The sequence below is a fragment of the Brachybacterium sp. FME24 genome (assembly GCF_014897705.1).
Lineage (GTDB): Bacteria > Actinomycetota > Actinomycetes > Actinomycetales > Dermabacteraceae > Brachybacterium.
In genome coordinates, this window is the sequence record NZ_JABUXV010000002.1 from 284,751 (window position 1) to 307,203 (window position 22,453).

The following is a 22,453-nucleotide window of genomic DNA, read 5'->3' on the forward strand; positions in this document are numbered from 1 at the left end:
GGAGTCGATATGGCCCCCGGACACCCCGACCATCCTCTGGCACTGCTGGATCCGGCCTCCCCTGCGATGGGCGAACGGCTGGTCGAGGCCTGGCGCACCGGCGCCCTCGTCCTTCCCCTGCGGGACGGCGCCTCCCCCGTGCGCCTGCCCGGCCTGCACAAGTCGGTGCTGCCGTCGTCGCTGTCCGGCCGGGCGCGGGTGTCCCTCGCCGGCGTCGGCGAGCGCTTCGCCGCCTGGCGGGTGATCCCCCAGGAGAACGCCCCGGTCATCGTGCGCATCCCGCACGTCGCGCCGACCGAACTGCATCAGGACCTCGCCCACGAGATCGCCGCTCTGACCCTGGCCCCCGCCGAGGTGGGCCCGGAGCCGATCGCCTTCCACGACGACCCCGACACCAGCCCCATCGGACATCCCTACGTCGTGACCAGCGAGGTCCCCGGTACCGCGGCGGCGCCGACGGTCTGGACGGACCAGCACCTCGATCTCCATGCCGTCCGCCTCGCGCACCTGCACTCGGTCCCTGCCCCGGGGCGCGGACCGGTCACCCTCGGCTCGAATCCCTGGGCCGCCGTTCCCCGCGGCGAGCAGTCCCTGCTGAGGGAGGTGGAGGAGGAGGTCCGAGCCTGGCGCGCCCGCTCCGGCCGCGTGATCGCGCAGTACGAGCTCGAGCCCTTCCTGGAGGCGATGCTCACCCGCGTCGCGGGCGTCGAACAGGACGTGGCCCGCCTGGACGGATTCGTCCTGGCCCATGGCGACCTGTGCGCCACGAACATCATGTGGGATCACGGTCCCGTGGGCACCGTGGACTCGAGGGACGTCGCCGCCGTGGACTACATCGACTTCGAGTGGGCGCAGGGCGACGACCCCGCCCGCGACCTCGCGATCATCGGGGGCGCCGTGCACGGTGGGCCCTGGTACGTCCCGCTGGTCGAGGAGCAGGTGAGGGCGTTCGTCGAGGCGTACGTGCGCTCGCGCATGGAGTACGGGGAGGTTCCGGCATCGGTCTCCGACACCGCCGGCCTGCGCGACCGGATGCGGGCGTGGACCGCGTACGAGCGCACGGCGATGCTCGTGCACGTCGCCTCCCGCGCCTCGATCCGGTCGGCGCACCGCAAGGTGCTGCCGGTGCTGCGGGGCACCCTGGCCGCGGAGTTCGCTCTGCCCGGCTGAGCGGCCCCTGCGAGCCTGGTACGGCACAGTCACCGGCTCAGAGATGGCGCCTTCCTGGGTCCATCCCTTTACGGTGGGGTCATGAGTGACTTCGTGAAGACCAGTCCCAGCGCCCCCAAGGGGTACTTCGCCGCAGAAGCCGCCGGCCTGCGCTGGCTGGCGCAGCCACAGGTGGTCCCCGTGGTGCCCGTGATCGACGAGTCCAAGGACTCCCTGAGCCTGGCCCGGCTGGAGACGGTGGAGCCGTCGGCCGACGCCGCACGGGAGTTCGGCCGCCGGTTGGCGAGGCTGCATGACGCCGGCGCCCCGGGCTTCGGCTGGACGCCGGCCGACGAGGCCTGGTTCGGCCCGCTCGAGAACCCCTTCGAGGTCGCGAACACCTCCCACGAGGACTTCCTCGACTTCTGGGCCGACGATCGGCTGCGCCCGCTGGCGGACCGCGTCACCCGCGCCCTCGGCGCCGACGGCCATGACCGGGTCGACGAGGCGATCGACGTGATCACCGACGGCGCCTTCGACGGGATCAGCGGGCAGGGCCGCGAAGAGCCTGCCCGGGTCCACGGCGACCTGTGGTCCGGGAACCTGATGTGGACGCCGCAGGGAGCGACCCTCATCGATCCGGCCGCCCACGGCGGGCACCGGCTCGAGGACCTCGCGATGCTCTCCCTGTTCGGGGCTCCCTTCCTCGACGAGATCTTCGAGGGGTACGAGGTGGAGCACCCGATGCCGGGTGACTGGCAGCAGGACCTGCCCGCTCACCTGTTCTTCGGTCTGCTCGCCCACGTGCACCTGTTCGGCGAGGCGTACGTCGACCAGTCCATCGCCACGGCGGAATCGATCATCACCCGCGCGGACCAGTTGGGGTACTGACCGCGGCGCGGCCCGGACCATCGGCCTCATCCCGCCAGCGCTGGGCGAACTCCCTCGGCGTCAGCCCCGTCGAGGTGCGGAAGTCGCGGGCGAAGTGGGCCTGGTCCGCGTAGCCGAGCCGGGCGGCGAGATCGGCGAGGGACTCACGTCCACGCAGGCCACCGGCGGCCTCGTGGAGGCGCCGACGACGGATCAGCCATGCCGGGGAGAGCCCGAGACGCCTCGCGGTCAGTCGTTGGAGGGCGCGCTCCCCGATGTCGAAGCGTTCGCAGAGCTGGGTCACCGTCAGCAGCTCGAGATCCGCTTCGATCTCCTCGACCAGCGCGTTGACCAGCAGGTCCTCTTCGTCCAGTACGCCGAGCTCGGACACCCTCCGCTCGACGAGCGCGCAGCAGCGGGCATGGACGTCAGGATCCTGCGGAGCCACGACCATCAGCGCGTGCACCTCGGCGCTCAGCCCTGCGAGGGTCGCCACCGCCTCGAGGTCGCACCAGGTGCCGGTCAGCTCGCGCACCGAGCGGCCCAGCAGTGCCGCCCCCGCGGCGGGCGCGAACATCGTCCCGAAAGCCCATGACCTCCCCTCGAGCACGGTCCTCGACAGTCCCGGGTTCGGGCCGACGAACCGGGAATAGGCGGGCGTGGTGACCGCGAGGCATACCGGGTACTGCAGGACCTTCTGCTCGGCGGCCTGCCCCTCCGGCACGTCCCACACCGGGATCCAGTAGCGACGGATCCATCCCCGCAGTGGGTCCGAGGGCTGCCTGCGGGCGATGGCGTGCGTGCGATCGGCGGGGTCGCGCAGGTGCGCCCGCTCGATGTGGTCCGGCTGCGGTGCCATGGGATGAGGGTAGCCGTGTCGGGAATGTTCAAGACGGCCGCCTCCCTCTCCCCCTAGCGTCGACCTGCGTGGTGGGAACAGCCCGCCCCCCGACGAGGAGACGACATGAGCACACGAGCACGCACGAGCACCACCCCTGATTCCGTCCTCACCACCTGGCAGGAACGCTCAGCCCCCTTCACCGCCACGGTGCAGGCCGTGGACGACTGGGAAGCACCCAGTCCGTGCGAGGGCTGGACCGCCCGGGACGTGCTCGAGCACGTCTGCCGGACGCAGCGCGACTTCTTCGCACAGCGCGGCCTCGAGCTGTCGGACCTCAGCGGGGCGGAACCGGCGCAGACCTGGGCGGCACATCACCGCGAGGTCAGCGGTCTGCTCGGGGACCCTGACGTCGCGCAGCGTGCCTTCGACGGGGCCTTCGGGCCGACGACCGTGGGCGCGACGATGATCGACTTCTACGGCTTCGACCTGATCGTGCACCGCTGGGACCTCGCCCGGTCGCAGGGCCTGGATGCCCGGCTCACGCCGCAGGAGCTCGCGCTGATCGATGCCGCCGTGGACGGCTGGGGCGAGCACGCCTACGCACCGGGGATCTTCGCCGGTGCCCTGCCGACCTCGCCGGGGGTCGACGAGCAGACGCGAGTGCTCGCCCGCACCGGCCGCCGCGGCTGAGCCGGCGCCCGGCCACCGCCATCACTCTCTCCCTCACCCCAGGCAGAACGCTGATGCGCGCTCCACGTCCACAGAGGGAAGCACAGCGCGCATCAGCGTCAGGAGAGGATCGGGTGGGTGCTAGGGATGAGGGTCAGTGGTCGTGGCCCTCGTGCTCGCCGCCGCCATCGCTCGCGTCGTCGTGGTCATGGGATTCCTCGTCGCTCGCACCCGGGGTGATCTCGTACTCGCCGGAGGCGGTACCGGTGGCCACCTGGATCTCGTGCGGGACCACGGGCAGGTCGAGCTCGCGGTAGACCTCGCCGCTCGCGACGTCGACCATCGTGAGCTTCTGCGCCTCGGGGTCGACCACGAAGGCGGTGCCGTCGGCCACGGCCATCATCGGGCCTGCCTCCTGCCAGTTGTCCGGCTCGGTCCACTCACCGGTCACCGGGACCTCGTGGAGGATCTCGCCGCTCTCGGGGTCCAGGATGTTCAGCTCGCCGTCGGCGGTGAGGACGAGCGCCTCACCGTCGGGTCCACGGTCCAGGGAGCGGAACCAGTACTCGGAGCCGAGGTCGACGATCTGCTGGGTGTCGTCGAGGGTGTTGATCAGGGCGATCGAGGTGGGTCGCTCGATGCCGCCGGCCGGATCGGCTTCGACCTTGTTGTCGGCCAGCACGATCGGGGAGTCCTCGTGACCCTTCTGGTTGCCGGAGCGCTGGTAGTCGCCCTCGATGGCGACCTTGTGGAACTCGCCGTCCCGGTAGATCACGGAGCCGTTCTCGCAGCCCAGGCTGACGACGTCGCCGGATTCGGTGGGCTGGGCGGAGGCCTCGCCGTGCACTCCCGGGCAGTCGTCGGTCTCGGCGGTGACGTTGCCGTCGGCGTCCAGGACCTGCACGGTGTCGCGCTCGTCCTCGGTGCCCTGGGTGACGAGCAGGCCACCATCGGACAGCGGCACTGCGACGCCATGATGCGGGGCATCGGTGCTGGTCTCCTCGAGGGTCCCGAGGTCACCGTCCGCCAGCGCGGTGGGATCGATCAGGGTGATGTCACCGGTGCCGTCCGCGAACAGGGCGGTGCGGTCCCCGTGAGGGACCACGTGCCCGGGCATGGGGGCCTCGATGGACAGATCGGTGAGCGCGGGGCTCTGGACGTAGTAGTGGAAGTGGTCTCCATGGCCCTGCGCGAGCAGGCCCGTGTCGTACATCGTGATCGCGTCGGAGGCGCTGACGGCGACGTGGCGCCCGTCCCCGGCCGGGTTCAACCGCACGTAGCCCTCGACATCGGAGCTGTCGACGGTGCTGCCGTCGGCGGAGTCGATCGTGGTCACGCCGCCCTCGTGGGCGAGGACGATGCGCGGGGAGAGGGCGGCCACCTCGGCGCGGTCCGAGGCCGGGGCCGCGTCGCCGCCGCCGTCGGATGCCGCTGCGTCGGACCCGCCCTCGCCGCCTCCGGTCGGGCCGCCGCAGGCGGACAGTGCGAGCACACCCGCGCCGAGGAGTGCGACAGCTCGCCGCTTCATGACAATGCTTCTCATCTGAATCATGGAAGGAACGATAGCAGTTCCTGAGAACCGTTCTCAGCCGCGGTGCGGTGCCCTGAGTCACATCATCGACAGTTATGCTGACGTCGGCGACGGGGGTCGCCTGCAGGGGGTTCGCACGAGTAGCACAGCAGGGGAAGCACGGGGGAGCCGACATGGGACGACATGAGGCGGTGACGCTCCGGGGAGGACCTGGAGGACGCCGTCGCGGGCGACCCCCGCCACGGCGCCTGGTCGTGGCATCCGCCGCGGTCCTGACGCTGACCGGCTGCTATCTGCTGGATCCGGAACTGCTCGCCGAGGGCACGGACGAGGCGTCGATCGAGGTCGGCGACACCATCCAGGTGGACCTCGGACAGTGGTCTCCGAGCGTGGGCGACACCTGGGGCGCCGTCCCCGTGGCGGAGGGCGACGCCGCGGACCACGGCGCCGTCGACGACGGCACGGTCCGGGCCCACGTGGTCCAGGGCAGCGAGGTGTTCGGTGTGCGCGAGCGTCGGGACGGGCCCGAGGCGGGCGGCAGCTCCCCTCACGCCGTGGAGCTCACGGGCGTCGCACCCGGTACCTCGACGGTGCGGATCGTGCACTGCTACCGCGCAAAGATCGCGGAGGACTGCGACCAGGGCCCCCGCGACATCGAGCCGATCGAGATCACCGTGACGGTCACCTGACCCGATCCTGCTGGAAAGACACCAGGGCCCCTCCGGGCCGCCGCCTGCACAGGGCAGGACGGCGGCGCGGCGAGGCCCGTCCCCAGCCGGCCGATCGACGGCGCGGCGGCTCGGTCAGGAGAGTCGGCTCAGATCACGCCGAAGGCGATCATCGCGTCGGCCACCTTGCGGAAGCCGGCCACGTTCGCGCCCACCACGTAGTCGCCGGGACGGCCGAGCTCCTCGGCGGTCTCCAGGCAGGTGTGGTGGATGTTCTTCATGATCTGGGTGAGGCGCTCCTCGGTGTGCTCGAAGCTCCACGCATCACGGCTGGCGTTCTGCTGCATCTCCAGCGCACTGGTGGCGACGCCGCCGGCGTTCGCCGCCTTGCCCGGGCCGAAGGCGACGTCGGCCTCGCGGAACACGTTCACCGCATCCGGGGTGCAGGGCATGTTCGCGCCCTCGGAGACCGCCTGGACGCCATTCTTGACCAGGGTGCGCGCAGCGTCCGCGTCGAGCTCGTTCTGAGTCGCGCTGGGCAGGGCGATGTCGACCGGGACGTCCCAGACGCTGCCGCCGGCGACGAAGCGGGCCCCGTTGCCGCGGCGCTCCGCGTACTCGGTGATGCGGCCCCGCTCGACCTCCTTGATCTGCTGGAGCAGCTCGAAGTCGATGCCGTTCTCATCGACCACGTAGCCCGAGGAGTCCGAGGCCGTGACCGGGATCCCACCGAGCTGCTTGGACTTCTCGATCGCGTAGATCGCGACGTTGCCCGAGCCGGAGATGGAGACGCGGCGGCCGTCGAAGGAGGAACCGCGAGCCTTGAGCATCTCGTCGGCGAAGATGGCCGCGCCGTAACCGGTGGCCTCCTTGCGCACCAGCGAGCCGCCCCAGTCCAGGCCCTTGCCGGTCAGGACGCCGGCCTCGTAGCGGTTGGTCAGGCGCTTGTACTGGCCGAAGAGGTAGCCGATCTCGCGGGCGCCGACGCCGATATCGCCGGCGGGCACGTCGGTGTACTCGCCCATGTGGCGGTGCAGCTCGGTCATGAAGGACTGGCAGAAGCGCATGACCTCGCCGTCGCTGCGGCCGTGCGGGTCGAAGTCGGAGCCGCCCTTGCCGCCGCCGATGGGCAGGCCGGTCAGGGAGTTCTTGAAGATCTGCTCGAAGCCGAGGAACTTCACGATGCCGAGGTTCACCGAGGGGTGGAACCGCAGGCCGCCCTTGTAGGGCCCGAGCGCGGAGTTGTACTCGACGCGGAAGCCGCGGTTGATCTGGACCGTGCCCTGATCGTCGACCCACGGGACGCGGAAGATGATCTGACGCTCCGGCTCGCACATACGCATGAGGATGCCCTGGTCGTTGTACTCAGGGTGGCGACCCTGGATGTACTCGAGCGACTCGAAGACCTCGCGCACTGCCTGCTGGAACTCGGGTTCACCGGGGTTGCGGCGCAGCACCTGGTCGTACGTGTCTTGGAGCATCGAGTCGATCATCGCGGTCCTTTCGGGGGCCCGGGGGTCCCGGGGTCACGGGGTCTCCGCAGGGGCGGAGGTCGGAGCGCCGCCCAGAGTACGCGGCCGTCGGCGATGACGGAACGGGATGCTCAGCGAGTGAACATGCACAGGCGTGCTCACCCCATGCAGGCGGCAGGTTGCCGGTGCGCGATGTAGCGCGCATCACTACGCACGGAGTCGAGTCCTGCTCCCGCCCCTGCCTGCGTGGGATGGTCGGCCTCAATCACCGAAGGCCGCGCGAGTGACGGCGCGAACCTCGGTATGTACGATCGTACGCATGGTGTTCCCCTCCCCCACTCTGCGCCGCGCCCGCGGCGCCGTCGCCGCCCTGTTCCTGACCAACGGCGCCCTGCTCGCCAATCTCCTGCCGCGCTACCCCGAGATCAAGGCCGAGCTCGGCCTCGCGAACTCCACTTACGGCCTGGTCCTGGCGGCCTTCCCCGCCGGCGCGATCCTGGCGGGCCTCGGGGCCGGGGCCCTGATCCGCCGCCTCGGCTCCGCCCCGCTCGCCGTCGCCGGGACGTTCCTGACCGCGTTCGGACTGTTCGCGGCCTCCTGGGCGCCCGCCGCCGCGGCCCTGGCCCTCGCCCTGCTGCTCGCGGGAGCGTGCGACGCCCTCACCGATGTCGCCCAGAACGCCCACGGCCTGCGGGTCCAGCGTCACTATGGCCGCACGATCATCAACTCCTTCCATGCCGTCTGGTCCATCGGGGCGGTGCTCGGAGGCTCGATGTCCGCTCTCGCGATCGCGCTCCACGTTCCGCTGCCATGGCACCTGGGCCTGTCGGGGCTGCTGTTCGCCGTGATCGCGCTGGTCTCGCTGCGCTACGCACTGCCGGGCAAGGACTCCGAGAACGTCGGCACCGGGAGCGACGCACCTGGAGGAGGAGCCGGGGACTCCGCCGTCGACCCCGGCAGGGCTGCCACCGGCCCGTCGGCCGCCTTCGCCCCGAGCCGGGGGCGCCTGGCGCTCCTGCTCGGGGCCCTGGTGGTCATCGCGATCGGCGGCACGCTCGTCGAGGACGCCGGGAACTCCTGGGCCACCCTGTACCTGGCCCGCGACCTCGGCGCCCCGGCGGCGATCGCCGCGACGGGCTATATCGCCCTGGTGGGCGCCCAGTTCGTCGGCCGCCTGCTCGGCGATTCACTGGTGGATCGCTTCGGTCAGCGGGCCGTGGCCAGGGCCGGGGGTGCGATCATCGCCCTCGGCATGGCGACAGCGCTGGCCCTGCCCACCGTGGCGGGCACGGTGGCCGGCTTCGCGCTGGCCGGCCTCGGCAGCGCCACGCTGGTGCCGGCGGCGATGCAGGAGGCCGACGACCTGCCCGGGCTGCGCCACGGCACCGGACTGACCGTCGTGTCCTGGCTGATGCGGCTGGGGTTCCTCGTCTCACCACCGATCGTCGGGCTGATCGCGGACAGCACCAGCCTCCGTGTCGGTCTGCTGGTGGTCCCGATCGCCGGACTGCTGGTGATCGCTCTGTCCGGCGTGCTCGGCGGGCGGCGCACCCAGCGCGCTCCGGCGCAGGAGGCCGTCGGCTCCGGGGTCTGAGCCGGGCCCGGCGCAGAGCGCGCCGAGCGTCACGGCGAGCCCGCCCCTGCCCCGGGCGCCTCAGGGGTGGCGCGCGAGGCGGACCAGCGCCTCCCGGACCAGCGCCGCTCCGGCCGGCGAGGTGTGCAGCGCCCGATGGAGCGAGAGCCCCTCGTTCATGGCGTCGAGCATCACTGCGGTGTCCGGGTCGACGAACGGTGCCAGGGTTGCGCGGGTGCGCGCCATCCACGCACTGGTGATGTCGCGGTACTCCGGCCGACGGGCGGCGAGCGTGTAGAGCTCCTGGGTGATGATCAGGTCTCGCTGAGTGCCGAAGACGTCCTGATCGATGTTCGCCGTGAAGGCATCCAGCGCCTCCTCGAGCGTGGTCGCGGCGGCCATGCGTCGCTCCGCGCGGGCGGCGACCTGGTCCGCGTACCGCGTGAAGGCCTCGCGCAGCAGCGCATCCATGCCCTCGAAGTGGTAGGTCATCGACCCCAGGGGGACGTCCGCCGCCGCCGCGACCCGGCGATGGGACGTCCCCGCGACGCCGTGCTCGGCGATGACATCCAGACAGGCATCGATGATGCGGTCGCGTCGCTGCGGGTCGTGACGGCGGGGACGGGCGTGATCGGACACCCTCCAGACCCTAGCGGGCGACAGGCCGGGTGACCCGACCCCGGGCTGCGTCGCTCACGACGCCGGAGCGGTCTCCCCCACGCCGAACTCGCGGATCTGCACCCACTGGCCGGTCGGGTTCTTCCCGGTCACGCGGAGTCGGCAGAAGCGGGCGTCGATCGGTTCGTCCAGCGCAGCCTGGGCCACGGCCGAGCCGTCGGTTCCACCGATCTCGGTCCACGCCTCCCCGTCGGCCGAGAGCTCGAGGACACCCTCGTAGATCTGGTCACCGGCGGTCGAGTCGCTCTTGGCCATCTGCACCTGCACGAAGCGGATCGGGTGGATCTCCTCGAGCTCCACCTGGACCACGTCATCCACCTTCGGGGCGCTGCTGGACCAGAACATGGTCGCGAGGTCCGCGTCGACGACCCGCTCGATGGCGTAATCCTGGTAGGTGCCCAGCGTCGTCGTCGCGGTGCCCGGCAGCCCGCGGAAGGGCAGGGAGGGATCCTCCGGCAGCACCTCGCGCAGCTCCTCCCAGGCGCGGGCGATGAAGGATTCGAAGACTCCGTCTCCGACGCTCGGGACGATCTGGTTCTCCTTGTAGACACCGTCAGCGCGCTGGTCGGGCACGGTGGCCTCCCCGGCAGCGGCGACGTGCTCCGACACCTCGGCCGCCGCAGCGGAGGCCTCCTCGGGGCGGCCCTCGGCGAGCGCGAGGAGCATCTCCTGCTGGGCGAGGAGAGCGCGCGCCCAGTGCCCCGCCGCGACGATCCACGGCAGAGTGTCCTGGTAGAACCCCTCGCTCGCCATCGCGGCGAGCGAATCCTCCAGGCCGACGATCGCGCGCAGCCGCTCGACCAGCGATTGATCCCCGGCTGTCCCCTCCTCGTACGCGGCCCAGAAGGCCTCGACGTCCGCGGTGAGCGCGGGAGCTTTCGGGGATCCCTCGCGATAGGGCCAGTTCTGGTTGAGGTCGGCGAAGACTCGCAGGTCGTCCCGGATCGTCTGCTCCGGCCCGGCGAGCTCGTCGAGGGCGGCCTCCCAGGAGCTGGCCGCCTCATAGGTCGTGGGGTTCCAGCAGTAGTCGGCGTAGTTCGCCAGCGAGATCAGCGAAGCATAGGGCTCGATCATCGGGTTCGCCGTGAACCCCGCCAGGTACGTGTGCAAGGTGGGCGAGCGCCCCTCGAGGGGGTTGAGGAACAGGCGGTCGCGCCGGCCGTCGTTGACCGGGAAGTTGTCCCAGATGTACAGGTGCTCGGTGTGGTACGACTCGACGGCCGTGCGCACCGACTCCTCGGTGATCGACGGCGAGAAGACGCCCTCGCCGGTCCACTGGATGCGGATGTCCGGGTCGGCGCCGGTGCCGAAGGCCGTCTTGTAGGCGCTCGGGTCGGATCCGGAGTAGTGGGTGGGGACGGTCTGGAGCGGGGCGAGGTCGTGCGCTGCGACGTAGTCGGACTGGAGGCGGTTGAGGTAGTGGACCTGGGCCTCGGCGAGGGAGCCGAACCGGGCGGCGTCCTCCTCCCCCAGTTCGGTGGGGATGTCGTCCAGAGCGATGTAGAAGCTGGAGACCCCGAGTCCGCGCAGCTGTTCGAACTTCGTGACCGTGGCCTCGAAGTCCGCGTCGCTGCCGTAGGTGATGTCATTGCCCGGGGAGAGGGCGTACGTGAAGCTCACGTGGTGCGCGTTCGCGGTCTCGACCAGTTCGGCGAGGTCGTCGAGGTCCTCCCCTTCGTACAGTTCGCGCCACTTCGAGCGCAGCAGCAGGTCGTCCTTGGGCGTGTAGATGTAGGTGTTCAGCTTGTGGGCGCCGTAGAACGCGAAATGGTCCAACCGCGACTGATGGGACCAGGGGATCCCGTAGAACCCCTCGATCGCCCCGCGGATCTCCATCAGGGGTTCGTCGCGCACCCGGACCGCGGGGAAGCGGGTGCTCCCGGCCAGCAGCTGGCGCAGGGTCTGGACCGCGTAGAAGGTGCCGCGGGCGTCGCGACCGGCGAGGACGAGCAGTGCTCCGCGATCGCGTGCGGCGCCCAGGACGTACCCGTCAGCGGCGAGGCCGTCCGGACCCTCGAGGCCGACGGCCTCGAGAGCGGGGGCGAGGCTCGGATTGTCCTCGGGGGTGCCGAGGTGGATGCGGGTCCCGTTCGCCGTGGCCTCCCCGCTGTCCGCGGTCACCACGGTGACGCGGCATCCGGCGCTCTCGAGCAGTGCGCGCAAGGAGAGCTGTGCGGGGGCGTCGGTGGTCTCGCCCACGAGGATCGTCACCGACCGGCCGAGAACCACCTCCTGCGGGGCGGCCTCGACCGAGCTGGGCTCTGGCCGCACCTGCGGGGTCCTGCCCGGGGTCGCGCCGTTGTCGGCGAGCGCTCCGGCGGCGGGGAGGGCGAGCACGCCGCCGAGGGCGAGGCCGAGACCCATGGCGCTGCGGCGAGTGGGGAGTGCGACGGGGCGGCGCGGGGCGGGGGCGCAGGCTGGGGACGAGGAGGCAGGAGTGGATCGATTCACAGTATTCGCCTTCCGAGGCCGCGCAGAAGGCGCGCGGACGGGGTGGGTGACACGGACCGGGACTCACCGTCGAGCTGTGACCAGCCCCACAGGTGCCTGATAAACGTATCAGGAACGGCGGAGCGGCAGAACGTGCGTCGGCCGGGCTGCGCGCGCCCACACCGCCCTGACGGAGCTCATGAGTCCTGGGGCTGGAAGATCCCCTCGATCGGCGCACCGAAGAGGGCGGAGATCTTGAATGCCAGCGGAAGGGAGGGGTCGTACTTATCGTTCTCGATGGCGATGACCGTCTGGCGGGAGACGCCGAGTGCCTTGCCGAGCTCGGCCTGCGACCAGCGTCGCTCCGCGCGCCTGGCCTTGATGTCGTTGCGCATGTCGGACCCCGGGCTCAGCGGTAGCGGACGGCGGAGACGATGGTGCCGACGATCCACGACAGCATGAGGATCGAGAAGGCGAAGATCCAGTTGAGCTCGGGCAGCCCCGAGAACTGCAGAACGCCGACGGCCAGGATCAACGGAGTCGCGATCACGAAGGCGAGCAGGATCGCCTCGGCGATCTTCCGCTTCTCGAATTCATCGCCACTGCGGAAGATCTCGATGTTCGCCCAGGCCATGAGGCCGACGGCGGGAAAGACCAGCAGCGCCGGGACCCACGGGGCGACCCCGAGGGAGCCGGCGACGCCGGAGAGGGCGAGGCCGAGAGCGTACAGCGCGATCCCGACGGTGAAGCGGAGTGCGAAGGCGCGGTTGGCGCGGGTGCGGGTCGTGGTCTCCATGCTCCAAATGTAAGGGGACCTTGACATTGAAGTCAAGGGCGTTTGACATTTTTAGTCAAGGGCCCTTGACGTCTCTGGGTGCACTCGCGTGCCCTGTCCCGGTGTTGCCCCGCCCCGCACCCCCTCGCGCAGCGGCAGCGTCGGGAGCTGTCCTCAGAGACCGCGCACGTCGAGCTCGTGCTGCAGCCAGGCAGGATCGTCGGTGGTGATCGTGTCGACGCCGCAGGCGAGCGCGACCGCAAGCTGCTCAGGGGTGTTCACGGTCCAGGGGTTCACCTGCAGACCGGCCTCACGGGCGGCGTCGGCGTCGCGCAGCGACAGCTCCTTGATCGACGGGCCGATGCCTGCCGCTCCGAGCTCGAGGGCGGTCGCGACGGCCTGCTCGTCGATCCGTCTCACGAGGTAGGAGACCGGAGTGTCGGCGGCGCGGCGGATCTCAGCCAGCGCCTCCGGGTGGAAGGAGATCACGGTCGACGCAGCGGCCGGGGAACCGGCGGGCAGCGCTCGCAGCTGCTGGGCGACGGCGCTCGCGGCGGCGGCCACCTTGACCTCGATGAACACCGGCACGGTGGTCATCTCCAGCAGCTCCTCGAGCAGGGGGATCTGCTCCCCCTCGGGCAGCAGCACCTGGGCCAGCTCTGCGCGCGTGACGTCACCGATCGCGCCGCTGGTCAGCGGTGAGGCGGGATCAGCGGTGCGGTCGACGGTCTCGTCATGCATGACGACCACATGCCCGTCGGCGCTGAGGTGGACGTCGCACTCCAGCAGCTGCGCACCGTCCTGGATACCGCGACGGAAGGCGGCGAGGGTGTTCTCGGGGGCGTGCGCGGAAGCACCGCGGTGCGCGACGATCGCGGGGCGCTGCAAAGTGGCGGAAGACTGCGTGGACATTGCGCTCCAGGTGTGGGATGCGTGGTCAGGACGGGTCGGGATGAGGTGCGGTCATGAGGTCGTGCGGGGCGCGATGATCAGGATCGAGGCCGACCCCTGGACCCTATCGGCGGCCTGGCTCACCGGGGGACGGTGCGTCCGTGCGGAGGGAGCTGCGCCCGGTGTGCCCACCTGACGTGCAGGCACGGCCGATCACGGATCACCGCCTCTGGTGGGCCTCCAGGACGCGGCGGGTGCGTGCGGGATCATCCGCTCCGATCCAGGTGACCTGCAGATCCGCCGCCAGCGCGATCTGCTCGTCGGTGCGCACGGACCACACCAGCGGGGTGATGCCCTGTGCACGGATGCGGTCGACGTCGCCGTCGCGGAGGTGCGAGGCGCGGATCGCGAGAGTGGCCGCCTCGACCTCGACCGCGTCCCGGAGCACCTCGTCGCTCAGCTCGCGCGCGATGTGCCCGCGCGGGACGGCCGGAGCCAGCTCGCGCACGGTGCGCAGTGCGTCAGCCTGGAAGGAGATCACCCGGGCCGGGGACCCGAGGCCGCCCCAGACGGAGGGGTCGTAGTAGGTGCCGAGGATCCTGGCCACGAGCTCCGCAGCGCCGAGTGCCTTGACCTCCACCAGCACCGGGGCGTACCGGCCCGGATCGAGCGGATGGGTGGCGGCGACGTCCAGCACCTGCGTGAGGGTCGGGATGTGCTCCCCCTCCCCCACCAGCACCTGGTCGAGCTGCGCGCGAGTGAGATCCGCGACCGCTCCGGTGCGCAGCGGGGACTCGAGCTGCGCGGTGCGGTCGATGGTCGTGTCGTGGATGATCACGTCGCGGCCGTCGCGGCTCACGTGCACGTCGCACTCGAGCATGTCGGCCCCGTCGGCCAGCCCGCGCCGGAAGGCCGCCAGGGTGTTCTCGGGAGCGACGTCGGCCGCCCCGCGGTGGCCGACTATCAAGGGTGTCGAGGGCGCCATGGCGGGTCCTTCAGCTCGGGGTGGAGGGTGAGGCGGGCGGCGGCGCCTCGGGGACGAGAGCGCCGCCGGCCCGGATCAGGCGGTGGCCGTCTGCTCGGCCATCAGGGCGAACGCCCACGCGGGATCATCCACCGTGATCGTGTCGCAGCCCAGCTCGAGAGCCCGCGCCAGCTCCTCCTCGGAGCGTGCCGTCCACAGGTTCAGCTGCACGCCCAGCTCGCGCGCATGCTCGACGTCGGCCTGGCGTGCATCGGCGATCCGTACGCCGACCTGCGCGACGCCCAGCTCCTTCGCCGTGGCGAAGAACTCCGGCGAGGTCGCCGTCGTGGTGAGCAGGAGCGGGATGCGCGGGTTCTGCTCGACCGCGGTGCGCAGCGCCTCCGGGTGGAAGGAGATGACGTACGCCGGGGCGGTCGAGGGGTCATCCCACACCTCCGGCTCGAAGTACGTCGACAAGATGCCCGTGGCCAGCTCTGCGGCGGCCGGCGCCTTGATCTCCACCAGGAGCGGGACTCGGGTGCCGTCCTCGCGGACGGCGGCGTCGAGCACCTGGACCAGGGTCGGGATGTGCTCACCCTTGCCCACCAGGACGCGATCCAGCTGCGCCCGGGTCAGGTCTGCCACTGCGCCGGTGCGCAGCGGGGAGTCCTCCTGCGCGGTGCGGTCGATGGTGGCATCGTGGATGACCACGTCGGCCCCGTCGCTGCTCACGTGCACATCGCATTCGAGCAGCTGGGTGCCCTCGGCGAGGCCCCGTCGGAAGGAGAGCACGGTATTCTCCGGCTCCACCGCGGCGGCGCCCCGGTGCCCGACCAGCTCGGGCACGACGGTCGAGCGGAGAGCGGCGGCATCCGCCGTCCCGGCGCTCATTTCCAGCCCTCGAACTCGATCGACTCGATGTCTTCGCGGTTGTCGTCGAGCGTCTCCTGCAGCGCGGTCGCGGCGGCGTCCAGCGCCTCCTGCGCCGGGGTGTTGTCCCCGTACACCTTCGTCTGCGCGGTGGAGATCTCGGTGACCGCACCCTGGAACCAGTTCGTGTAGTCCGCGGTCCGGGCGTTCTCCAGCTGGCTCAGGGCGACGCCGAAGTTCGGGTTCTCGGCGACCAGGTCCTTGACCGACTGGGTCTCGGCGGAGGCCTTGACGATCGGCACGTAGCCGGTGCCGATGTGCCAGGCGGCGGAGCGCTCGGGGTCGGCCAGGAAGCGGAACAGCTCGGCGCAGGCGTCCTGGCGCTCCTGGGACTCGGTGCGCACGAGGGACAGACCCGAGCCGCCGGTCGGCACCTGGCTCTGCTCTCCTTCCTTGGCCAGCATGTACGCGACGCCCACCTCGAACAGGCCCTCCGTGTTCGCGGTGATGCCGGTCAGCCCGGCCGTGGAGCCGCGCATGCCTGCGGTGAGGCCGGCCTCGAAGTCCGTGCCTGCGGCCTGGGCGAGGTAGCCGTAGCCGTCGTCGTGGACGAACTTGCGCTGCCATTCGAGCCACTCGACCCCGGCCGCCTCGTTGATCGCGACGGTGAAGTCCTCGGTCGAGTTCGCGCCCCCGAAGCCCCAGATGTCCGCCTGGCCGTGCCAGGCGTCGTCGCTGCCGAAGGCGATCGCCGACATCGGGCGCCCGTCGACCTTGATCTTCGCGAGCTCGGGAGCGAACTCGGCTAGGTCCTCCCAGGTCGCGGGGCCCTCCTCGGGCAGGCCCGCTTCGAGGTAGCGGGTCTTGTTGTAGTAGAACAGCGGGGTCGAGCGGGCGAAGGGGACGACGTAGGTCCCGCCGGCGGCCTTGCCCTCGGAGACGTAGTTGTCGAGGTAGACGTCCAGGCTCCACTCGTCGTCGAAGTAGCCGTCCAGCGGGGCGAGGGCGTCCGAGAAGTAGAACTGCAGCCACTGCATCTCGGGGAAGCAGACGATGTCCGGCACCGTGCGGGCCTGCAGCGCGGCGGTGAACTTCTGGTTGAGGTCCGCGTACCCGCCGACCGACTCGGCGATCGCCACGATCTCGTCCTGGGACTCGTTGAACTCGGCGAACAGCTTCGTGAGGACCTCGAAGTTGGAGCCGGTCCAGGGTGCCCAGAACAGGATCGGGGTGCGGCCCTCGAAGCCCTCGGGGATGCTCAGATCCGCCTGCGAGAAGCCCTCGCGGACAGCACTGTCGGCATCGCCGGCTCCCGAGGGAGCGCCGCAGGCGGCGAGGCCGGCGGCACCGGCGCCGAGGCCCATGGCCGCCAGCACGTTGCGGCGGGAGAGGTCGAAGGGAGTTCTTGACATGGGGATTGCTCCTTGGAGAGGGGACTGCGCGAGAGGGGCGGATCAGTGAGCGGCGGGACGGAGGGGGTCAGGGTCTCGGGGGCACGGTGTGCGGGGCCGGACGGGCATCACTTCAGAGCGCCGGCGGCGAGGCCGCCGATGATGCGCTTCTGAGCGAGGAAGAAGAGGATCAGCATCGGCAGGGAGACGAACACGGCGCCGGCCATGATGGCGCCCCAGTTCGAGTAGCCCTCCTGGCTGCGCAGGAACAGCAGGCCGATGGGGAGGGTGCGCATGTCTGCCGTGCTGGTGACGATCAGCGGCCACACGTACTCGTTCCACTTGCCGACCATCACGATCAGCGTGGCGGTGAGGATCATGGGAGTCGACAGCGGCACCACGATCGTCAGCATCCGTCGGATGTGGCCGGCGCCGTCGATCTCCGCGGCCTGCAGGATGTCCTTGTCGATGGTCCGCATGTACTGGTAGAGCAGGAACATCGCGAAGGCGCTCGCGATGCCCGGCAGGATGATCCCCTGGTAGGAGTTCAACCAGCCCAGGTTCGCGATGGTGATGTAGTTGACGATCAACGTGACGTGGCCAGGCAGCATCATCGAGGCGATGATCAGGCCGAACGCGATCTTCTTGAACCGGAAATCCACGAACACGAACGCGTACGCGCACAGGATCGCGAGGGTGAGCTCGAGGAGCGTGCCCACGGCGGTGGTCACGATCGAGTTCAGGAAGAAGCGGTCGAAGGGCGCGGAGTTCCACGCCGAGACGAAGTTGTCCAGGGTCAGCTGCGTAGGAATCCACTGCAGCGGCCAGGAGTAGATGTCTCCGCTCGGCTTCAGGGAGGACGAGAACAGCCAGTAGATCGGGACCAGGAAGACGGCGATGGTCGCGACCACCCCGGCGATCAGCAGGGCTGTCAGCCACAGCGGCCGACGCGGTCCGCGGCTGCGCCGCGAGGTACGGCCTCGGCCGTCGGTCATCCCGTCGATGCTCTCCGCATCGATGTTCAGAGTGCTCATCAGCTGTAATTCACCTTCTTGTCGCCGTAGCGGACCTGGACCCAGGTGATGACCAGGAGGATGACCAGCAGGACGGTGGCTCCGGCGGAGGCGGTCCCGATGTCGAAGTTCTTGAAGGCTTCCTCGTAGACCATCCAGCTCAGGGTCGAGGAGGACACACCGGGCCCGCCGCTGGTCATGATCGAGATGATGTCGAAGGCCTGCGCGGCGGAGATGACCCCCGTGATCGACAGGAAGAACGTGATCGGGCTCAGCAGCGGCAGCGTCATGTGGCGGAACAGCTTCCAGCCGTGCGCACCGTCGAGCGCCGCCGCCTCGTAGAGGTCCTTGGGCAGGTCGAGGATCGCGGTGTAGCAGATCACGGTCACGAAGCCGAGGCGCTGCCAGGTGTAGGCAAGGGTGATCGCCCACAGCGACCAGTCCGAGGTGGTCGTCCAGGACGGCGAATCCGCGCCGAACAGGGAGAAGGCCCAGCGCGAGAGGCCGTAGTTCGGGTCGAAGATGAACAGCCACAGGAGGCCGACGGCCGCGCCCGGGAGCATGTGCGGCGCGAAGGCCATCGTCTGCGCGAAACCGGTCAGCGGCACTTTGGTGGCGAGCAGACTGCCCAGCACCAAGCCCCCGACGAGCGAGCCGATCACACTGACCCCGGTGAAGATCAGGGTGTTCATGAGGATCTGCAGGAAGCTCGGGTCCGTGAACAGGTCCTGGTAGTTCTCCAGCCCCACGAACTCCGGGCTCGGCGCCACGAAATCCCACTCCATGAAGCTGAGGCCGATGTTGTAGATCGCCGGGTAGTACGAGAACACGATGATCGCGATCAGGTTCGGGGCGATCAGCGCGCCGAACAGGAGGGCGTCACGGCGGCGGCGCCGGCGCCGCTGGGGTGAGGGGCTGCGCGGCACGATGCGGGTGCCCGCACCGCGCGTGCCCGACGGAGAGGGTGAGGTGTCCACGGATCCCTCCTCGCCGTCGGCCCCGCGCGGGGCCCCGGGGCCCGGGTGAGGGTGCGGTCGGACTGCGAGTGTCATGAGTGCGCTCCCGGCTTCCTGTTCGAAGGGCAGGCCCGCGGCGGGCGGGCATGCGCGGTGAGAGTGGGGCAAGAGTGAGGTGACGGTCCGGGTGCGGCAGGTGCTGCATCTGCGTCGTCGACGATCCTCACGGTAGGGACGCCGCTGCGGATTCCGCCACCGCCCGCTACGGGGCGGTGAACCCTGCGTGAACGCCGCCTGTCGCCGCAGGTGGGAGCGCTCCCATGCTCTGCTTCGGGGCGTCCTGACCAGCAGAGAAAGCGCTCCACGGGGCCCGGTCCATCCAACGTTCACCCCGTGGTCGGCAACTGTTCCGCGCAGCCTCGTTCGGGCCGGACGGCCGCACACCCAGGCTTCACCCGGCCGTCACCCGTGCGCCCTGGTGGGCACCGTCTCCTGCGCTACCCTGCGCTGACCACGTGGACTGCCGCGCGGAGCTCGACGACGAGGCCGCGATGTGCGTGATCCGCGCCGACCACCGTGAGGAGCGCAGGTCATGACCCGAACACCGACCATGGAGGACGTTGCACGAGCAGCAGGCGTCTCCCGCTCCACCGTCTCCCGCGTGTTCCAGAACGGCGGGGAACGGGTCTCCGCGGACGCGATGATCCAGGTCCATGAGGCCGCCAAGCGCCTGGGCTACGTGCACAACCTGGTGGCCAGCGGGCTCGCCATGCGGCACGGCCGTCAACTCGGCCTGCTGCTGCGGGACGCCACCAACCCCGCCTACGGCCACCTCCACGCGGAGATGAACCGGGCCGTCGAGGCGACCGCGCGCACCCTGATCTCGGTGACGGCCTTCCGGCACGACTACGGCACCGCCGAGGTCGACGGGCTGCGCCGCCTGATGGGTCAGCGCGTGGCCGGCATCTTCGTCGGCACCGGCGTGACCGCCGCCGAGGACCTCGTCGAGACGGTCACGGCGACCCCGATGATGATCGTCGGCCGCCCCAACGCCCACCCGCAGTTGGAATCCGTCAGCTACGACGAGCGCGCCCACGGCCACATGGTCGCCGAGGAGATCGCCGCGAAGGGCCACCGCCGGATCGCCGTGCTCAGCGCTCCCCTGCTCTACTCGCGCGTGTTCGACCTGCGGGTGCGCAGCGTCCTGGAGCGATGCCACGAGCTCGGAGTCCACGCGGTCCCGGTGGATCTGCTGCCGGTCGAGCAAGGGGTCACGCGGGCCCTGGATCTCGCGCGGGACGAGCAGCTGAGCTGCATCGTCTGCCCCGTGGACTACGTGGCGCTGGACCTGCTGCGCGCCGCCGCCGCTCGTGGCGTACGCGTCCCCGAGGACGTCAGCACCGTGGGCTTCGACGGGATGGGCGACGGGCTGGACCTCATCGGCCTGGCCACCGTGCAGCTCCCGGTGCCCGAGGTCGCCCAGTGCGCCGTGGCGCGGATGGGCGAACTGCTGATGAGCGCCCAGGAGTCCCCGGAGGGCCCGCCGCCGGCCGCGCCTCCGAGCGGCTCGGGGACAGACCTGCCGGTCGACCGGGACCCGGCGGGCGCACCCCTGGCGCGCCATACGGTCCACGCCGGCGAGTTCCTGCCGGGGCGCACGCTGTCCGAGGCCCCGGCGCACCTGCGGAGCTGAGGCCCGCACGGCGCTTCCCGACCCTCCTGCGGCGCCCATTCCGCCGGGCAAGGCAAGGCTTGCCACGGCTGACAGCCGCCACGAGCAGGGCTATCGTCAGAAACATGAAACTCAGCGACGACCTTGAAAAGAAGTTCCAGGACCAGATCACCCTCGAGTTCGCGGCATCGATCACGTACCGCCAGCTCGCCATCGAAGCGGACGAGCAGGACCTCCCCGGTATCGCGGCATGGCTGCGCCACCAGGCGGACGAGGAGATCGTCCACGCCAACAAGTTCATCAAGCACGTCTCGGACCGCGACAACCACGCGGCCATCGGCGTCATCACGGCCCCCGGCGTGAAGCCCGGCCTGACGGTGCTGGAGATCTTCGAGGCCGCCCTCGCGCACGAGCAGAAGGTCTCCGAAGCGATCCGCGAGCTGTACCGCAGCGCAGACAAGGAGGGCGACTACGACTCCCGCCCGCTGCTGAACTGGTTCGTCGACGAGCAGATCGAGGAGGAGTCCACCGTCTCCGAGATCATCGGCCGCGTGAAGCTGATCGGCGACGACGGCTCCGGCCTGCTGCGCCTGGACTCCGAGCTGGGCCGTCGCCCCGCGGAGTCCACCGAGGCGGACGAGAGCTGACCTCCTGCCGCCGCGGTCACGTCGATCGGCTCGAGGCCCGACGGTGAGGCGGCGCCTGTCGATGCGGCGGGGATCCGGCCGGTGCCGGGTCCCCGCCGGCGTGCCCGGGACGGGGTCGCCCGGGTCGGCGGCAGGGTGTCCGCGCGTCGGTGACGCGTGCCACACTGAGCGCGGGCGGCGGGAGAGCCGCCGACGACGACAAGGGAGACAGCCATGTCCGCTCCGCAGTTCAGCCCGTACATCAGCTTTCCGGGGAACGCCGCCGAGGCCTTCGAGTACTACCGCGAGGTCTTCGGCGGGGAGCTCGACCTCATGAAGTACGAGGACTTCCCCGATCTCTCCGGATTCCCCTTCACCCCGCCCCCCGGATCCGTGGCGCACGCCCAGTTGGACGGCGGTCTGGTCACCCTCGCCGGAGGGGACGCCATCGCGCCTCCCGGGGATGAGCTGCCGCCACTGGGCTCCGACGTGTACTCGTTCCTGGTCGGCCTGGACACGGTGGACGCCGCGACCGCGCTGATCGAGAAGCTCACCTCGACCGGATCCGAGGTCGCCATGCCCTTCGAGCTCGCCCCCTGGGGCGATCACTACGGGCAGGTCAAGGACCGCTTCGAGGTGCTGTGGGCACTCGTGGTCCCGGGGCAGCAGCAGGCCTGAGCCCGACCACGAGCTGGACGGCCGCTCCTCCCGGCCCCCGGAGCGAGGGACTGCGCTGCGGGCGCGGCGGGTCAGTGGATCGTCACGGCGCGATGGACGCACTCCCGCAGCAGCTCGCGGCGCGCAGTATGGACCTCGTCGGGCTCGTCGGCCGTCGCGGCGTAGACGTTGCTGACCGGTGACCAGGCCATGGACATGCCGATGACCAGCGCCATGACGTCGAACGGGGCACCGGGCCGAAGGCGACCGGCGGCCTGGGCCTCGGCGATGGCACGCAGCTTGACGTCGTCCAGGCGGTCGGCATCGGCGACGAGATGGCCGGACGGGCGACGCTCGAGCCGCGCCCAGGTGGCGAGGCGGATCAGGTCGGGCCGCCGCAAGTACTCGTCGTAGAGGCGCACGGCCCAGTCCGCGAGGTCCGGGGCGTCGATCGGGACGACCTCGACGATCCGCTCCAAGGAGGCGCCGAAGATGGCGTCGAACAGCCCGTCCTTGTTCCCGAAGTACGCGTAGAGCTGGGCCTTGTTGGTCTGGGCCGTGTTCACGATGCGCTCGATGCGTGCTCCGGCGATGCCGTGCTCGGCGAATTCCGCCGTGGCGGCGTCCATGATCCGTGCACGGGTGGCCATGCCGCGCGCAGTCAGCTGTTTGTCTCGCATGCTCCGAGAGTATCGGACAGAACAGTTGGTTTACTTATCACCGGAGAGCCGCTATCTTTCAATAGACCGAACAGTCT

22 protein-coding genes are annotated in these 22,453 nt (G+C 70.4%); 8 read left to right on the top strand and 14 right to left on the bottom strand.

What is annotated here, in order from left to right:
* Window positions 1-9 precede the first annotated feature (9 nt).
* Together INT51_RS03345 and INT51_RS03350 are read left to right on the top strand one after the other, a co-directional pair.
* Complete coding sequence (locus INT51_RS03345; RefSeq protein ID WP_193103783.1) at window positions 10-1,170, top strand: phosphotransferase family protein; 1,161 nt, start codon at window positions 10-12, stop codon at window positions 1,168-1,170.
* An 81-nt stretch (window positions 1,171-1,251) separates the two neighbouring features.
* Complete coding sequence (locus INT51_RS03350; RefSeq protein WP_193103784.1) at window positions 1,252-2,040, top strand: fructosamine kinase family protein; 789 nt, start codon at window positions 1,252-1,254, stop codon at window positions 2,038-2,040.
* On the opposite strand, the gene INT51_RS03355 is transcribed toward INT51_RS03350, so the two are convergent.
* Window positions 2,012-2,878, bottom strand: coding sequence for an AraC family transcriptional regulator (locus INT51_RS03355; protein ID WP_193103785.1), 867 nt, complete (start codon window positions 2,876-2,878; stop codon window positions 2,012-2,014). The two genes, INT51_RS03350 and INT51_RS03355, sit on opposite strands and share 29 nt — an antisense overlap.
* A 105-nt stretch (window positions 2,879-2,983) precedes the next feature.
* Between INT51_RS03355 and INT51_RS03360 the strand changes: the two genes are divergently transcribed.
* Window positions 2,984-3,550 (top strand): maleylpyruvate isomerase family mycothiol-dependent enzyme, encoded by a 567-nt coding sequence (locus tag INT51_RS03360; protein WP_193103786.1) that lies wholly within the window; start codon window positions 2,984-2,986, stop codon window positions 3,548-3,550.
* Between the two features lie 133 nt (window positions 3,551-3,683).
* Here the strand turns inward: INT51_RS03360 and INT51_RS03365 are convergent, their stop codons facing one another.
* Window positions 3,684-5,081 carry a hypothetical protein gene (locus INT51_RS03365; RefSeq protein WP_226831900.1) on the bottom strand — a complete coding sequence of 466 codons (1,398 nt, stop codon included), beginning with the start codon at window positions 5,079-5,081 and terminating at the stop codon, window positions 3,684-3,686.
* A gap of 233 nt (window positions 5,082-5,314) precedes the next feature.
* Here INT51_RS03365 and INT51_RS03370 point away from each other — a divergent pair, with 233 nt between their 5' ends.
* Window positions 5,315-5,749 carry a hypothetical protein gene (locus INT51_RS03370; RefSeq protein WP_193103787.1) on the top strand — a complete coding sequence of 145 codons (435 nt, stop codon included), beginning with the start codon at window positions 5,315-5,317 and terminating at the stop codon, window positions 5,747-5,749.
* A 128-nt stretch (window positions 5,750-5,877) separates the two neighbouring features.
* Here INT51_RS03370 and gdhA read toward each other — a convergent pair whose 3' ends face one another.
* Window positions 5,878-7,221, bottom strand: a complete 1,344-nt coding sequence (gene gdhA / locus INT51_RS03375; protein WP_193103788.1) for an NADP-specific glutamate dehydrogenase — start codon at window positions 7,219-7,221, stop codon at window positions 5,878-5,880.
* Window positions 7,222-7,519: 298 nt separating this feature from the next.
* Here gdhA and INT51_RS03380 point away from each other — a divergent pair, with 298 nt between their 5' ends.
* Window positions 7,520-8,794, top strand: a complete 1,275-nt coding sequence (locus tag INT51_RS03380) for an MFS transporter (RefSeq protein ID WP_193103789.1) — start codon at window positions 7,520-7,522, stop codon at window positions 8,792-8,794.
* Window positions 8,795-8,854: 60 nt separating this feature from the next.
* On the opposite strand, the gene INT51_RS03385 is transcribed toward INT51_RS03380, so the two are convergent.
* The 10 genes from INT51_RS03385 to INT51_RS03430 form a co-directional block, all read right to left on the bottom strand.
* Window positions 8,855-9,412 (bottom strand): TetR/AcrR family transcriptional regulator, encoded by a 558-nt coding sequence (locus INT51_RS03385; protein ID WP_193103790.1) that lies wholly within the window; start codon window positions 9,410-9,412, stop codon window positions 8,855-8,857.
* 54 nt (window positions 9,413-9,466) lie between these two features.
* Window positions 9,467-11,902: a beta-N-acetylglucosaminidase domain-containing protein gene (locus INT51_RS03390; RefSeq protein ID WP_193103791.1), complete on the bottom strand. Its 2,436-nt coding sequence runs from the start codon at window positions 11,900-11,902 to the stop codon at window positions 9,467-9,469.
* A 176-nt stretch (window positions 11,903-12,078) separates the two neighbouring features.
* Window positions 12,079-12,276, bottom strand: coding sequence for a helix-turn-helix transcriptional regulator (locus tag INT51_RS03395; protein WP_193103792.1), 198 nt, complete (start codon window positions 12,274-12,276; stop codon window positions 12,079-12,081).
* 14 nt (window positions 12,277-12,290) lie between these two features.
* Complete coding sequence (locus INT51_RS03400) at window positions 12,291-12,677, bottom strand: hypothetical protein (protein ID WP_193103793.1); 387 nt, start codon at window positions 12,675-12,677, stop codon at window positions 12,291-12,293.
* A gap of 153 nt (window positions 12,678-12,830) precedes the next feature.
* Window positions 12,831-13,568, bottom strand: coding sequence for a glycerophosphodiester phosphodiesterase family protein (locus tag INT51_RS03405; RefSeq protein WP_193103794.1), 738 nt, complete (start codon window positions 13,566-13,568; stop codon window positions 12,831-12,833).
* A 199-nt stretch (window positions 13,569-13,767) separates the two neighbouring features.
* Window positions 13,768-14,532, bottom strand: a complete 765-nt coding sequence (locus INT51_RS03410) for a glycerophosphodiester phosphodiesterase (protein WP_193103795.1) — start codon at window positions 14,530-14,532, stop codon at window positions 13,768-13,770.
* A gap of 75 nt (window positions 14,533-14,607) precedes the next feature.
* On the bottom strand, window positions 14,608-15,402 hold the full coding sequence (locus INT51_RS03415; RefSeq protein WP_193103796.1) for a glycerophosphodiester phosphodiesterase family protein: 795 nt from the start codon (window positions 15,400-15,402) through the stop codon (window positions 14,608-14,610).
* Window positions 15,399-16,793: an ABC transporter substrate-binding protein gene (locus INT51_RS03420; RefSeq protein ID WP_193103797.1), complete on the bottom strand. Its 1,395-nt coding sequence runs from the start codon at window positions 16,791-16,793 to the stop codon at window positions 15,399-15,401. The genes INT51_RS03415 and INT51_RS03420 overlap by 4 nt, the downstream gene beginning before the upstream one ends.
* 107 nt (window positions 16,794-16,900) lie before the next feature.
* Window positions 16,901-17,806: a carbohydrate ABC transporter permease gene (locus INT51_RS03425; RefSeq protein WP_193103798.1), complete on the bottom strand. Its 906-nt coding sequence runs from the start codon at window positions 17,804-17,806 to the stop codon at window positions 16,901-16,903.
* Complete coding sequence (locus tag INT51_RS03430; RefSeq protein ID WP_304502065.1) at window positions 17,806-18,762, bottom strand: carbohydrate ABC transporter permease; 957 nt, start codon at window positions 18,760-18,762, stop codon at window positions 17,806-17,808. Before INT51_RS03430 ends, INT51_RS03425 begins: the two co-directional genes overlap by 1 nt.
* A gap of 571 nt (window positions 18,763-19,333) precedes the next feature.
* On the opposite strand from INT51_RS03430, the gene INT51_RS03435 reads away from it, so the two are divergent.
* The 3 genes from INT51_RS03435 (at window position 19,334) to INT51_RS03445 (ending at window position 21,717) form a co-directional block, all read left to right on the top strand.
* Entirely contained in the window at window positions 19,334-20,434 is a 1,101-nt protein-coding gene (locus INT51_RS03435) for a LacI family DNA-binding transcriptional regulator (protein ID WP_193103800.1), read from the top strand.
* A 104-nt stretch (window positions 20,435-20,538) separates the two neighbouring features.
* Window positions 20,539-21,060, top strand: a complete 522-nt coding sequence (locus INT51_RS03440; RefSeq protein ID WP_193103801.1) for a ferritin — start codon at window positions 20,539-20,541, stop codon at window positions 21,058-21,060.
* A 213-nt stretch (window positions 21,061-21,273) separates the two neighbouring features.
* Complete coding sequence (locus INT51_RS03445; protein WP_193103802.1) at window positions 21,274-21,717, top strand: VOC family protein; 444 nt, start codon at window positions 21,274-21,276, stop codon at window positions 21,715-21,717.
* A gap of 71 nt (window positions 21,718-21,788) precedes the next feature.
* Here the strand turns inward: INT51_RS03445 and INT51_RS03450 are convergent, their stop codons facing one another.
* Window positions 21,789-22,376 carry a TetR/AcrR family transcriptional regulator gene (locus tag INT51_RS03450; RefSeq protein WP_193103803.1) on the bottom strand — a complete coding sequence of 196 codons (588 nt, stop codon included), beginning with the start codon at window positions 22,374-22,376 and terminating at the stop codon, window positions 21,789-21,791.
* Between the last annotated feature and the right edge of the window lie 77 nt (window positions 22,377-22,453).

Excerpts from the sequence above, each read along its gene's own strand:
- INT51_RS03345 (WP_193103783.1), top strand. The coding sequence starts at position 10 with ATGGCCCCCGGACACCCCGACCATCCTCTGGCACTGCTGGATCCGGCC.
- INT51_RS03350 (WP_193103784.1), top strand. The coding sequence starts at position 1,252 with ATGAGTGACTTCGTGAAGACCAGTCCCAGCGCCCCCAAGGGGTACTTC.
- INT51_RS03355 (WP_193103785.1), bottom strand. The coding sequence starts at position 2,878 with ATGGCACCGCAGCCGGACCACATCGAGCGGGCGCACCTGCGCGACCCC.
- INT51_RS03360 (WP_193103786.1), top strand. The coding sequence starts at position 2,984 with ATGAGCACACGAGCACGCACGAGCACCACCCCTGATTCCGTCCTCACC.
- INT51_RS03365 (WP_226831900.1), bottom strand. The coding sequence starts at position 5,081 with ATGATTCAGATGAGAAGCATTGTCATGAAGCGGCGAGCTGTCGCACTC.
- gdhA (WP_193103788.1), bottom strand. The coding sequence starts at position 7,221 with ATGATCGACTCGATGCTCCAAGACACGTACGACCAGGTGCTGCGCCGC.
- INT51_RS03380 (WP_193103789.1), top strand. The coding sequence starts at position 7,520 with ATGGTGTTCCCCTCCCCCACTCTGCGCCGCGCCCGCGGCGCCGTCGCC.
- INT51_RS03395 (WP_193103792.1), bottom strand. The coding sequence starts at position 12,276 with ATGCGCAACGACATCAAGGCCAGGCGCGCGGAGCGACGCTGGTCGCAG.
- INT51_RS03400 (WP_193103793.1), bottom strand. The coding sequence starts at position 12,677 with ATGGAGACCACGACCCGCACCCGCGCCAACCGCGCCTTCGCACTCCGC.
- INT51_RS03405 (WP_193103794.1), bottom strand. The coding sequence starts at position 13,568 with ATGTCCACGCAGTCTTCCGCCACTTTGCAGCGCCCCGCGATCGTCGCG.
- INT51_RS03410 (WP_193103795.1), bottom strand. The coding sequence starts at position 14,532 with ATGGCGCCCTCGACACCCTTGATAGTCGGCCACCGCGGGGCGGCCGAC.
- INT51_RS03415 (WP_193103796.1), bottom strand. The coding sequence starts at position 15,402 with ATGAGCGCCGGGACGGCGGATGCCGCCGCTCTCCGCTCGACCGTCGTG.
- INT51_RS03420 (WP_193103797.1), bottom strand. The coding sequence starts at position 16,793 with ATGTCAAGAACTCCCTTCGACCTCTCCCGCCGCAACGTGCTGGCGGCC.
- INT51_RS03425 (WP_193103798.1), bottom strand. The coding sequence starts at position 17,806 with ATGAGCACTCTGAACATCGATGCGGAGAGCATCGACGGGATGACCGAC.
- INT51_RS03435 (WP_193103800.1), top strand. The coding sequence starts at position 19,334 with ATGACCCGAACACCGACCATGGAGGACGTTGCACGAGCAGCAGGCGTC.
- INT51_RS03440 (WP_193103801.1), top strand. The coding sequence starts at position 20,539 with ATGAAACTCAGCGACGACCTTGAAAAGAAGTTCCAGGACCAGATCACC.
- INT51_RS03445 (WP_193103802.1), top strand. The coding sequence starts at position 21,274 with ATGTCCGCTCCGCAGTTCAGCCCGTACATCAGCTTTCCGGGGAACGCC.
- INT51_RS03450 (WP_193103803.1), bottom strand. The coding sequence starts at position 22,376 with ATGCGAGACAAACAGCTGACTGCGCGCGGCATGGCCACCCGTGCACGG.